8 protein-coding genes are annotated in these 12,916 nt (G+C 38.3%); 3 read left to right on the forward strand and 5 right to left on the reverse strand.

Translation table 11 applies throughout. The features are described from left to right. The first annotated feature begins 11 nt into the window (after nucleotides 1-11). Nucleotides 12-1,241 carry a methionine gamma-lyase family protein gene (locus tag BC008_RS29925; protein WP_027844499.1) on the forward strand — a complete coding sequence of 410 codons (1,230 nt, stop codon included), beginning with the start codon at nucleotides 12-14 and terminating at the stop codon, nucleotides 1,239-1,241. A gap of 166 nt (nucleotides 1,242-1,407) precedes the next feature. Here the strand turns inward: BC008_RS29925 and BC008_RS29930 are convergent, their stop codons facing one another. Further along, a complete protein-coding gene (locus BC008_RS29930) occupies nucleotides 1,408-2,607 on the reverse strand; it encodes a Coenzyme F420 hydrogenase/dehydrogenase, beta subunit C-terminal domain (RefSeq protein ID WP_027844498.1) in 1,200 nt (399 codons plus the stop codon). Nucleotides 2,608-3,904: 1,297 nt separating this feature from the next. Here BC008_RS29930 and BC008_RS29935 point away from each other — a divergent pair. Next, nucleotides 3,905-5,344: a glycoside hydrolase 100 family protein gene (locus tag BC008_RS29935; RefSeq protein ID WP_027844497.1), complete on the forward strand. Its 1,440-nt coding sequence runs from the start codon at nucleotides 3,905-3,907 to the stop codon at nucleotides 5,342-5,344. Between the two features lie 437 nt (nucleotides 5,345-5,781). On the opposite strand, the gene fabD is transcribed toward BC008_RS29935, so the two are convergent. From fabD to plsX, 3 genes are all read right to left on the reverse strand, one after another. Continuing rightward, nucleotides 5,782-6,666: an ACP S-malonyltransferase gene (gene fabD / locus BC008_RS29940; RefSeq protein ID WP_027844496.1), complete on the reverse strand. Its 885-nt coding sequence runs from the start codon at nucleotides 6,664-6,666 to the stop codon at nucleotides 5,782-5,784. Nucleotides 6,667-6,852: 186 nt separating this feature from the next. Then, on the reverse strand, nucleotides 6,853-7,845 hold the full coding sequence (locus tag BC008_RS29945; protein WP_027844495.1) for a beta-ketoacyl-ACP synthase III: 993 nt from the start codon (nucleotides 7,843-7,845) through the stop codon (nucleotides 6,853-6,855). Nucleotides 7,846-8,119: 274 nt separating this feature from the next. After that, a complete protein-coding gene (gene plsX / locus BC008_RS29950; RefSeq protein WP_027844494.1) occupies nucleotides 8,120-9,139 on the reverse strand; it encodes a phosphate acyltransferase PlsX in 1,020 nt (339 codons plus the stop codon). Between the two features lie 1,129 nt (nucleotides 9,140-10,268). On the opposite strand from plsX, the gene BC008_RS29955 reads away from it, so the two are divergent. Beyond that, nucleotides 10,269-11,618 carry a D-alanyl-D-alanine carboxypeptidase gene (locus BC008_RS29955; RefSeq protein WP_027844493.1) on the forward strand — a complete coding sequence of 450 codons (1,350 nt, stop codon included), beginning with the start codon at nucleotides 10,269-10,271 and terminating at the stop codon, nucleotides 11,616-11,618. A gap of 141 nt (nucleotides 11,619-11,759) precedes the next feature. Here the strand turns inward: BC008_RS29955 and lptC are convergent, their stop codons facing one another. After that, on the reverse strand, nucleotides 11,760-12,914 hold the full coding sequence (lptC, locus tag BC008_RS29960; protein ID WP_321170096.1) for an LPS export ABC transporter periplasmic protein LptC: 1,155 nt from the start codon (nucleotides 12,912-12,914) through the stop codon (nucleotides 11,760-11,762). Nucleotides 12,915-12,916: the final 2 nt, after the last annotated feature.

The raw sequence follows: 12,916 nt of genomic DNA on the forward strand, positions 1-12,916 counted from the left end.
ACGAGGTACTGATGAACAGCGTCGAACAGCTGCACGAAGCAGAACAGGCACTCTTAAAGATCTTTTCTGGAATTGACGCTAAGGTCAAGCAAAATCTCAAACGAGTACTAAATGCCTTTCGTCATCATAAGGTAGGTGCGCATCATTTTACTGGTGTAACAGGATACGGGCATGATGATTTAGGGCGAGAAATTTTAGACAAAGTATTTGCGGAAGTTATGGGAACTGAAGCAGCTGTGGTACGGGTACAATTTGTTTCAGGTACCCATGCAATAGCTTGTGCTTTGTTTGGAACTCTCCGTCCGGGAGATGAAATGTTGGCGGTTGCAGGAGCACCTTATGATACTTTGGAAGAAGTAATCGGACTTAGGGGTCGCGATCGAGGCTCCCTGATTGATTTTGGTGTAAGCTACCGTCAATTGGATCTTACTCCAGATGGCACCATAGATTGGGAAAAATTATCTTCTACCGTTAAGCAAAACACCCGTCTAGTCCTAATTCAAAGGTCTTGTGGTTATTCGTGGCGTCCGAGTTTATCAATTACTGATATTGAAAAAATCATTTACTTAGTTAAACAACAAAATCCCGATACAATTTGTTTTGTTGATAACTGTTATGGGGAATTTATCGAAACTCAAGAACCTTCCCATGTAGGTGCTGACTTAATGGCAGGTTCTCTAATTAAAAATCCTGGTGGAACCATTGTCAATGCTGGTGGCTACATTGCAGGTCGTGCTGAATTGGTAGAATCTGCTGCTTGTCGTCTAACCGCTCCGGGAATCGGCAGTGCTGGTGGTGCTACTTTTGACCAGAATCGTTTGTTATTTCAAGGATTATTCCTCGCGCCGCAAATGGTGGGAGAGGCAATGAAGGGCACTCACCTCACTGGTTACGTATTTGACAAGTTAGGTTATCCAGTTAATCCCGCACCTCTTGCTCCTCGCCGGGATGTAATTCAAGCGATTAAACTTGGTTCTCCGGAAAAATTAATTGCTTTTTGTAAGGCGATTCAAAGTCATTCTCCCATCGGTTCCTATCTAGACCCGATTCCCGATGAAATGCCGGGTTATGAAAGCAAAGTAGTAATGGCTGGAGGTACATTTATTGAAGGTAGTACCTCAGAATTTTCGGCTGATGGTCCTTTGCGCGAGCCCTACGTAGTTTATTGTCAAGGCGGTACCCACTGGACTCATGTTGCGATTGCACTATCTGCTGCAATGGAAGCTGTTGAAGCTGCTTAAATAATCAAGACTGCAAGTATCAATCTAAAATATATATTGCTTCCCAGGGAATAGAGAATAGAAAAATTAGCTTTGGCTATTTTTTGTGTAAAGGCATACAAGTATTAATAAACCAATATTTTAAGATTTTTGTTTCCAGGCTAAACCTGGAAACAACTTTCCCATATTAATCTGGTAATTTATACTGTCCGACTATGCGCTTAGCAAACTCTGGAACATGGGCTGCTAATTTTTGCGGATAATTGCGTTTTACATAAAGAAAATTACGAGTGAAATGGGAGTCAATGGAAAAGCGAGCATATTCCAAACCCTTAGGTCCAATCTTTTCGATGACTACACCCATCATTTTTGCTGCCCACATCGGTAAAGTTACACCTTGATCGTAAGCAGGTATGCTTTGTTGTACAGCAGCTTTCCGATCTCCTTTTGACATTACTGGTTGAGTATTAAGTTGGTCTTTTACTAGCTCCAACATTTCCTTACCAGTATCATTTCTGACTACAATCCATTGCCAACCGAAAGGAGCACCCATGTAACCTACAACTAAATCGGCTAAGGAATTAACATAGTCAAAGCAACTCATACAAGAAGGTGCAAAAACATCCTTGAGTTGATTAGTCTTCAAACCAAAGAAAGGTACTTTTTCAATAGAACCATCCTCATGTTTAAAGTGGACTCGAAAATCCTGCATGAATTCGTAATGAACTACGGTTTCAGGTGATTTACTAGTTGTCTCTAAAAACTTCTGTAGTCCAGCTCGAGTAACGTTATCAACACAAGGGGTACCCAAAACGTAAAGTTTTTCCAAGCCCAATTGTTTTTCTACAGTCCGTAAAGCTTGGATTTGACAACCAACCCCAATTGCTAGCAGTCGCTTCATTCCGGATTGTTCTACTTGCTCTAATATTGAGAGATTAGGCGACAAGGTAGGTTTATTCACCCGTGCAGCCATTACCTCTTCTGGAGTCCGAGCAATAACTGGCATTGGTCCAAAGCGGTCTTCTTTAGTATTTTGAACGCACACCACACCTTCAACAATGCCGCGGTTGAGCATTTCAATGGCAATCGTACTAACAATTCCCGTCCATTGAGCGCCAGGAATGGGTTGTTTTTTTTGCGCCGCCATCATTTCTTGGTGAACCCCAAAATAAAGTTCATTAGGGTTATCCAAGTTTCGCTTACGGGAGTGACTTTGTTCTTCTAGTTTGTCAAACTGTTGATTCAAAAAAGCACAAGCTTCTTTGACATAGTGAATGTAATATGTGTCGCATAATCCGCACTCGCTACAGAGTTCCTTCGCCGGACGACGACTACCGGGTTTAAGGGCTTTAGCTTTTTGGTGTTTAGGGAAATCAACTGACGTCATTAAAATTTTTATGTTTAAAAAATCAAATAGCTTCTCTCACAATATGCCATTTTATTAGTACTTAAATTTATTTATTAACTCAAATTAAATATTACTTCTTACATCGAGCAGGATTGTTAATGAAGAAATTCCAAATACTTACTTCAAAAGAAGGATAAAAATTTGGGCGTGGGTGATTTCCGCTTCAAAAGAGAGTAAAGATTTATATTTATCATTTAATATTTATATTCTGGGTAAAACTGTTGGTAAATTTTGGCAAAAACTTTATAACCAACTAATTATCATTTATGACTTACTTTTAGTTTGAAATCAAATACTTTGCGAAATTAAACCTTTGTGCGCAATTCGCAGTATTAGCTATTGCATTGAGAAATTGCATGCCCCTTTTACTGACTAAAGTCAAAGATAGTGCATTCTTTTAAAGAAATTCACAGTAAATTCATATTATTTTATACCAACTTATATTGAGTAATAGTAGAATTCGATTTGTATTTATTACAATTACTTAAGTCTAAGAAAAAATTTCATAAATTAATTCTGGGTATTATTCAAATAACTAATACAAACAGATTAACCGTAATCCCAAGTACAGAGTTTTCACGAATGGGATATTTTTACAAAAATCGCTATTCAAATGTGGTATTCAGTAAATATTTTTAATTTTCAATTACTTGAGTTCAGGTAATTTTTTTGACTATTTCAGATTACAGAAATAAAAAAATCAAATAAGTTGTTGCGAAATATGAAAAAAAGTTATAATTTGTTATATGGGTGAAAAATCTATTTAGCCATTCACAAATTAGCAAATTATAAAATTCTCAAGCAATACTTTAAATCAAGAAAATATGCCTATCTAGTGTTAGAGTCTCACCGAAATCTAAGTCTAGATATAGAAATATAATTGCTTTTGAAAGTTGACAATTTGAGATAAATAATCAGAAATTTAATATCTCCAAAAATTAAGACTTAAACGCGATTTAAACTATTTTTGGCGAGTATATTTGTTTGGTTATTTATTACCTTTCATACTAAAGATTAAATCAGTATCATGCTAAAAAGCTGATATTTTAATTCTTTTAAATTAACTTTCAAAACTTAGTTGTTTAAATTTGAAGTTATTTCAAGTTACGAGCTTATTTTATTTTCTTGTATCTATTTGAGTAATTATTCTGAGTAATTATTTTAAGTAATTATATTTACTGCTTGGCAATATAGTGATTTCTATTTTTGGGAATAATCCAGTGCTATCTCACTTGAGAATTAATGATAAACACAACAAAATTGGAGTTTTTTGGTAATGCGATTAGATGATGTAATCGGACTTAGAAAATTTGAAAAAGATGCATGGGAAGCTCTGGAAAAAACAATTATATATTATCAAGGACGCCCTGTTGGTACAGTTGCTGCCTATGATTTGTCACAGGAAGCTTTAAATTATGACCAATGTTTTATTAGAGATTTTGTTTCTGCAGCAATAATTTTTTTAATAGAAGGTAGAACCAATATAGTTCGTAATTTTTTAGAGGAAACTTTAAAACTACAACCAAAAGAAAAGCAATTAGATGCTTACAAACCAGCTCAAGGATTAATCCCGGCTAGCTTTAAGGTAATGACCCATAGTAATGGAGAAGAATATTTAAAAGCCGATTTTGGAGAGCACGCGATCGCCAGAGTAACGCCAGTAGATTCCTGCTTGTGGTGGATAATTTTGTTACGTGCTTACGTAGTTGCAACCAAAGATTATTCTTTAGCCTATAAGCCAGAGTTTCAAAATGGCATCAAGCTGATTATGGATCTTTGCCTGGCAAACAGATTTGATATGTATCCGACACTTTTAGTTCCAGACGGAGCTTGTATGATTGACCGTCGGATGGGTATTTATGGTCATCCTCTGGAAATTCAAGCTTTATTTTATTCTGCATTACGAGGAGCTCGCGAACTTCTAATTTGTGGAGGTAATGAAGATATTGTCGCTGCGATCGATAGTCGTTTACCACTTTTAGGCGCGCATATTCGCAAACATTACTGGATAGATATTAACCGCTTAAATGCTATTTATCGTTTTGAGGGTGAAGAATATGGAGAAACAGCCGTTAATCAATTCAATATTTATGTAGATTCTCTTCCATACTATGAATTGGATAAATGGCTGCCGAAAAAAGGTGGTTATTTAGCAGGAAATGTCGGACCATCACAACTTGATGTTCGTTTCTTCTGTTTAGGTAACTTGATGGCAATTATGTCTGAACTTACTACTGAAGAACAGTCCCAGGCAATTATGACTTTAATTGAGGAAAGATGGGATGATTTGGTGGGTGATATGCCAATGAAAATTTGTTTTCCTGCTTTGGAAAATGAAGAATATAGATTAATCACTGGATGCGATCCAAAAAATATCCCTTGGTCTTATCATAATGGTGGAAATTGGCCCGTTCTTTTGTGGATGTTAGCTGCAGCAGCAGTTAAAACTAATAGAATATCTCTTGCCGAACGAGCAATTGAAATAGCACAATCTCGTTTACAAGAAGATGAATGGCCTGAATATTATGATGGTAAAAAAGGACGATTAATTGGTAGAAAGGCAAGACTATATCAAACTTGGAGTATAACTGGATTTTTATTAGCAAAAGAACTGATTAAAAATCCTTCATATTTACCATTAGTTAGTTTTGAGCCATTTAGTGCAGAACAGGCTTCGAGAGCTTGTGAATTTGAAATTGATGGTTTTGACAGTTAATATTATTTCTTGATTTGCCATAACTTGATTAGCGGAACTTAGACAAAAAACAAACAGGAAAAAGCTTCAAAGCAATTCAGGATAAGGGGTTCAGTTCAAAACACTAAGAATCGCTTATATCAAGAAAAGAACCAATTCGACGTAAAACCATTGATTTATAAAGCTTTGAGGCTGTTTATTGAACAAAAAAATGTCTAAGTCCCGTTAGTAAAAAAAAGAAGTTTATGTAAAAACTCTGGTTACCAGATAAATTCTGGTAACCAAACTTATTAAACTAAAGTATGTAGAGATATTTACGATTTTCGTTCCTGTTTTAAAAGTAGGTTTTGAGCATTTATAGTAGATTGGAAATAAGTGAAGTACAGCTAAAAGCTAGTATTAAGAGTACTCAAATTCTGGCTCCTATCTTATAATTCCTAAATGCTGTCACAACTGTTTTAGACTGCGGCTAATTCTTTTGTAGAATTTATATTTTCTAGAGTTAAGCCAGAACAAGTTCGTTTAATTAAGCCAGTAAGTACATTACCTGGTCCAATTTCCACTACTCGCTCGATTTTATTTTCTGGTAGTGCAAGTGAAATTTCCCGCCAACGCACCGAACCAGTCATTTGTTGTACTAAGCGCTTTTTCAGAACCTCAGCATCCGTTGTCGGAACTGGTTCTACGTTGGATAACACTGGAATCGTAGCCTGCTGAAAGTTCACTGATTCCAAAATATCTTGAAATTCAGCAGCCGCCGCAGACATTAAGGGAGAATGAAAAGCTCCCGAAACGTTTAAAAGAACTGCTCGCCTTGTTTTAACTTGAGACATTACCGCTTCTACGGCTTCCGGAGTCCCAGAAATTACTACCTGGGCTGCACTGTTATCATTTGCTAGCACCACATCTTCGGTTTGAGCCACAACTTTTTCCAGTTGCTCGCGGTCAAATTTCATTAATGCTGCCATTTTACCACCAGCAGCATTATCCATCAGTTCAGCACGTCTTTTCACCAAGCGAAGTCCTGCTGACCACTCAAATACGCCAGCCACATAAAGGGCTACATATTCTCCCAAGCTGTGACCAGCAACTAAATCTGGTTTGTCTCCTTTCTCGCGGAGAATATCAGCAAGAATACTTTCCACAACATAAAGACAAGGTTGGGTGTAGAGAGTACGCGATAAATTTTCTGAATCACTTTCACACATTTGTGTGACTGACCAGCCTAAAATTTCTTTGGCTTGAGCGAATTTTTCTTTAGCAGACGGTATATCCAATAAATCCATTCCCATCCCTACAGATTGGGAGCCTTGTCCGGGAAAAACCCATGCAGTTTTTTTCATTTGCACTTTGTCATTTGTCATTTTTCATTTTCTATCTGTCATTTGTCATTCCTCCTATAAGCCGACGGCGAACGCTAACCTTGATTCCCCCTCCAGGAGGTACATACACCATTTGTTCTTTGTCTTATAATCAACGATTCACAATCGATGACTAAGACAAATGACAAATGAATGACGACACAATGATTACCTTCCCCATTGGAAAATAGCTGCTCCCCATGTAAGACCAGCACCAAAACCTGATGCTGCAATAATATCGTTGGTTTGAATTTTATTTTGTCTTACAGCCTCATCTAAAGCTAAGGGAATGGAAGCAGCAGAAGTATTGCCATATGAGGCAACATTGCTGATTACCTTTTCAGGTGGAATTTTGAGACGTTCCGCGACTGCATTGAGAATACGTTGATTGGCTTGATGTAGGACTAACCAATCGATTTGTCCTACAGTTAGTTGGCAATGAAATAAAGCTTTGTCAATAATTTCTGGAACTTTTTGTACGGCAAAACGGTAGACTTCTTTACCATTCATTGCTAATGGTTGGTAATTCCCTTTCGCTACAACAACCTCCTCAGTTAGTTTTCGTGGAGATGCTGTATAGGGAACATTAAGACAACCATTTTGAGTGCCATCACTTTTAAGTTCAAACCCCAGTAAACGATCGCTTTGATTCGCTTGCAATACTACCGCCCCTGCACCATCACCAAATAAGACACAAGTGCGTCGGTCTTCCCAATCTATCCATCGAGAGAGAATATCTGCCCCAATCAACAATACATTTTGGTAGACACCAGTTCTTATGTATTGAGCAGCAGTAACCAGTCCGAATACAAAGCCCGAGCAAGCAGCTGTCAAATCAAATGCTACCGCTTGATCAGCCCCCAAAGCTGCTTGAACTTGACAAGCACTACCAAATAAATCATCAGATGTAGAAGTTGCTAATAAAATTAAATCGACATCTTGTGGTTCGATTCCAGCCATAGCCAGTGCTTTTTGGCTAGCACTTGTAGCAATATCCTTTAAAGACTCCCCTGGGTTTGCCAGTCGGCGTTGACGAATACCAGTTCTTGTGGCTATCCATTCATCTGTAGTTTCCACGAATTGCATTAGTCCCTGGTTATCGAGGGAATTTTTTGGGACTGCCGAGCCACTTCCTGTAATTGCTATTCCTAAATTCTGCACTCATTTTCTCCGAATTTATAAGCCGTTCGCAACCAGTTATTAGCAATAAATACATAGACAAAAGTAACATTCATTGACTACGCATATCCAAAATGCTTTGTCACTTCGGCTGACCATTAATACTGCAGACACACACAATCTATAAAGGACAGAAAACCATAGAGAAAAAGAACCATAAGCACAAAGAATACTCTACCCCAGTATGGGGGTGTCACTAGCAGACTATGACAGCTAATGACTTTGGTCTGGGTGGGTAAATAGGGCTCAAGTGATACTACTCGGAAGCCAAACTACTAACCTGCGGATGAATGCGTTCCAATACTTGATTATCCACAGCTTCTTTTGCCATACGAATAGCATTAAAAATAGAAGGTGCTTCAGAACTACCGTGACTGATAACGCAAATTCCATTCACTCCCAAAAGTAAAGCGCCACCATGCTCCGCATGATCCATCCGTTGCTTGATCCGCTTTAGATTTGGTTTTAAAAGTGCTGTGCCAATTTGACCGTGCAAGCCGGATGGTAATTCTTCCCGCAGAATTTGCAGTATTATTTCTCCAACAGCTTCAGCAAATTTTAGTAAAACATTACCAACAAAACCGTCGCAGACAATCACGTCAAAACGTCCTGATAAAACATCACGACCTTCAGCATTGCCAAGAAAAGAGATTTGCGAGTTGGAGGTCAGCATTTGATGGGTGCGAATTGCCAGGTCATTTCCCTTACAATCTTCCTCACCAATGTTTAATAAACCTACCTTTGGTTCGGCAGTTCCCAACACATATTGGCTGTAAACCGAACCCATAACAGCAAACTGCTCTAAAAACTTAGGGCGACAGTCTACGTTTGCACCTACATCTAGTATCAGTACAGGTTTGCTGGCAATCATAGTGGGAAAAACAGCACCAATTGCCGGTCTGTCAATTCCGGGAAGTCGTCCTAAGCGGAGTAAAGCCGCTGCCATTGCAGCGCCGGAGTGACCGGCACTGATGGCAGCATCTGCCTTTCCTTTTTTTACTAAGTCCATTACGACATTGATTGAAGCGGAACGCTTGCGCCTAACGGCAGACAAAGGCTCCTCATCCATCTCGATCGTATCTGTAGCACTTACGATTTCCACTTGCCCCAAATTAGTGTTTGAAGGCAGGGCTGCTTTAATTTTTTCGGGTTCACCCACAAGTAAAACTTTTACACCCAATTCCTCTTGAGCTCGCAGTGCGCCAGCAACGATCTCATCGGGTGCGTGGTCCCCTCCCATTGCATCAATTGCGATACGTTCGCCAGTCGATACCATTGCTACTAGCTTCTAGAAACCTTACAAATTTTATCAGATGCCTATCTCAAAAAGATTGGCTTTATTATTACCCCAATTGTCTCATTTACCCTACCAAGTTTTGCCAGAAAAAAATAATCGGCAAATTACATCTTCTAGTTTTCGATATAAATTTTCCTAAATAACAAAATATTTGCATAAGTTTCATAGTTTTTTCTCATGAAACATATCGATTCTATGAACTTTATATACTTTTTGTTTTAAGGCAGATCAAAAATTCCCATCATTGCTTATGCATAAGTAAGTGACTTTGTCAAACTTTAATTAAAAGCTTTTCTAAGACTTAAAATCGATTGTGTACTCATGAAATTAATCTGAATTTTCAAGTCAAACATTGATTCCTACAGTTGTAGTCTTAAGCTGTAATATCAATTTTTGTACTTAAACTTATTCAGAGAATTATGTTGAGTATAATTTAGATTTTTTTGTATATGAAAATAAACTTTATAGCAGATTTTTTTAAGGGAACAGATAAATAATTAGAGTTTAACTATATCAAAATAATTTGTGATAGTTATATAGATACTTGACTGTCACGAATAAATATATGCTGAAAATTTACTTGCCTAATGATTTTCGCTAACTTTATTTTTTCTAAATCACGTAATTATCAATTGTAATTTACAACTTTATAAAATAAATCTAAGAGTATAATATAAAACTTTTATTGCTAAGACACTGCAAATGTAGAAATAGCAGTATTGAATGTATAAACAGTAATATTGCGAACTGAGACTATGGGCATAATAAGTATAAAATATACCTTTAATGCATGAAATTGAACAAAGTATTTCAACAGGATAAATATCTAGATAACTATATTGCTGGCTAGATTATTGAGTCCTCGACTTCAGTTCAATTTCAGTTAGTAGTAATACATGTATACAATGTTAATTTTATATCCTATCCATATTCATGTTGTATTTATTAAAATAATCTCCAAGCTCAGAATCGGTAGCATAAAATTGTTATCCGTACCTCTTCCTTAGTATGTAAACACCTTTTATTATTACTACATCCTGAGTGGGATCAAAAAAGACTGTATATTAGCACAGGAAAAACTTGCTTTCTCCAAAAAGAGGAATGAAAAATGCTGGAATTACTGGGTTCAGGTCTGTTTTCACTTTGGCTGGAAATGGCTGGAGTAGATGTCAAGCCAATAGATGCGTTGGATGTTTTGGCTTGGCAAAGTAGTCCTGGCTTAGTTCTTGCCCCCGATCCAAATCCAGCTGGGGTCGATACGGTACAGAAATATCTTAAGGAATTAATTGATCGCAAGCTGATTACCAATGACATGACAAACTCCCAAGGGATTTGGATGCAGTCAGGACCGATGTTAATGGCAAATCATCAAGGTACAACGCCATTACCTGCTGCGTCATTGACAAAAATAGCAACATCTTTGGCTGCTGTAAGCAAATTGGGATTGGACTATCAGTTTGAAACCTTGGTTGGAGCTACAGGACCGGTGGAAAATGGGATTCTCAAGGGTGATCTGGTAATTACTGGTGGTGGTGACCCTTTATTTGTTTCAGAGGAAGCAATTACTTTGGGAAATACCCTTAACCGCATGGGTATTAAACGGGTTGAAGGAAATTTGCTAATTAAAGGTAGTTTTGCGATGAATTTTCAGCGTAACCCGCAGTTAGCAGGTCAAGTACTCAAGCGTTCACTTCATCATGCAAGTTGGTCTCGTCGCACAGCGATTCAATATTCGATTATGCCTTCTGGGACCCCCAAGCCCGAGGTGGTAATTGTCGGAAAGGTCAAATTAATAGAAGAGCCGAGTCCCTCACAAACTTTGCTAATTCGCCATCGTTCTTTACCCTTGAAGCGAATTGTTAAAGAAATGAATGTTTTCAGTAACAACCATATGGCACAAATGCTAGCGGATTATGTTGGGGGGGCAGAAGTTGTACAATCAGTAGCAGCAAAACTCGCAAGAGTTCCACCGGAAGAAATTCAGTTAATCAATGGTTCTGGGCTGGGGGTAGAAAATCGTGTTTCTCCTCGTGCAGCTTCTGCCATGTTAATGGCTCTACATCGAATTGCCATGACAAAAAACCTGACAATTGCGGATTTATTTCCCACAGCAGGTTTTGATCGAAGGGGAACTATGCACTCCCGTAAGCTTCCTGAAGCTACGGCGATGAAAACTGGTACTCTTCGAGATGTTAGTGCTTTAGCAGGGGTAATGCCAACTCGCGATCGCGGTTTGGTTTGGTTTGCAATTATTAACCGGGGTCCTTATATTTCATCGTTTCGACAAAGACAGGATCTATTATTACAAGCTCTGGTCAAACAATTGGAAAAAGCACAACCGGTTCCTTCTGCTGTTACTCCCCATGGTGGTGCAGATTCCTTACCCGATTTAGGTGCAACTAGTCGCAATGAAATTATTGATAAGTTGGTTGGAAATTCGGGAATGGGTAATGGGTAATGGGAATGGGTAATGAGTAATCGCGTTAGCATTAGCGAAAGCGAAGCGTGACGTTAGTCAGAGGCTTTGCCGACGCCGTAGGCTCTAGCGGTGCGTTAGCAAAGGCGGTGTATCCCCAGTCAGTCGCCAATCCCCAAATAATTATGGCTTTGGTTGGGGAATAACCTCTGTTATTACCCGACTGCGTTTAGCACCACCACTAACCAAAATGTTTTGCTGTTCTAAGTTTCCAGACGCTTTATCACCGGAAAACGTTAAGGGTGGATCGGCTTGGCTATAGATCACATTTCCCTGCGCTTCAACTAATTCTTTATCGAGATACCAAGTCATGTTTTGGGACTTAATTGACTGATTGCGCTGTCCCACACCATTAACATTACCTGTTAAATAAACTATATTTTTCGGCAATTCCAACTTACCTCGATCAGCAGTTACTGTCATATTTTCTTTTTTATGAACTACTGTAACTGGAGCTTTGGTATCAACGATTTCTGAGTTTAAGTTCCAGTTCATGTAGTCACTTGCGACTTGGATAGGTGGTTCGAGTAATTCTAGCTGACCATTTTTAGTGACTGAAACCACTTTAGTTTTTAAGTTGACTTCAGCAGAATTTCCCCTACCACGGTCAGTAATACGATTATTTTTGTAGCGATCAATTTGAATCGGACGTTTACCGAGTAATTTTTCTTCGTTAATTTTCCAAGTTAATTCTTCGGTTCGCAATTGCAATTTTGGCTCATTTGAGTTAGCTACTACCCCACCAAATAATTCCATACGTTGCTCGCGGGTTTTAACTCTGGCTTCTTTGGCTACTACTCGTACTTGTTTGTGGATACCATTGAGCTGTTTGCGAACAATCAATAAATCTTCTTGAGGACGCCACTCAAGTTCGTTACCTTTTAATATTGCTCCGGTTTTGGGATCTGTAGCAACAATATTTCCTTCAAGAAATAACTGTTTTCCATCCTGCTTAATGTTAGCTTTTTGGGCTTTAACTTGGTAAACAACCTTGCCATCTTGGTATAATTCACCATATGGTTTTTCTACCTCAGCAATTTGTTTTTCTCTGGCATATCTTGCTTGCTTTGCCTCGACCTTCCAAATTGGTTTACCTGTATCATCAGCTTGTTCCAAGGTGACATCAAAGAAAGTTAATTTACTTTCTTCTTCCCCTGGGGTTGATGACTCAGTTGTCTCAGTCTCATTTTCTGGTTTGGTTTGACCGCTACAAGCAACTAATCCTATTAAAAGCAAAAAACTCAAAGATAATTTGAATAAATCTTCGATCTTAAACAACT

This window comes from Mastigocoleus testarum BC008 (genome assembly GCF_001456025.1).
Lineage (GTDB): Bacteria > Cyanobacteriota > Cyanobacteriia > Cyanobacteriales > Nostocaceae > Mastigocoleus > Mastigocoleus testarum.

Coding starts and splice junctions, on each gene's coding strand:
- BC008_RS29955 (WP_027844493.1), top strand. CDS start 10,269: ATGCTGGAATTACTGGGTTCAGGTCTGTTTTCACTTTGGCTGGAAATG.
- BC008_RS29935 (WP_027844497.1), top strand. CDS start 3,905: ATGCGATTAGATGATGTAATCGGACTTAGAAAATTTGAAAAAGATGCA.
- plsX (WP_027844494.1), bottom strand. CDS start 9,139: ATGGTATCGACTGGCGAACGTATCGCAATTGATGCAATGGGAGGGGAC.
- BC008_RS29930 (WP_027844498.1), bottom strand. CDS start 2,607: ATGACGTCAGTTGATTTCCCTAAACACCAAAAAGCTAAAGCCCTTAAA.
- BC008_RS29925 (WP_027844499.1), top strand. CDS start 12: ATGAACAGCGTCGAACAGCTGCACGAAGCAGAACAGGCACTCTTAAAG.
- fabD (WP_027844496.1), bottom strand. CDS start 6,666: ATGAAAAAAACTGCATGGGTTTTTCCCGGACAAGGCTCCCAATCTGTA.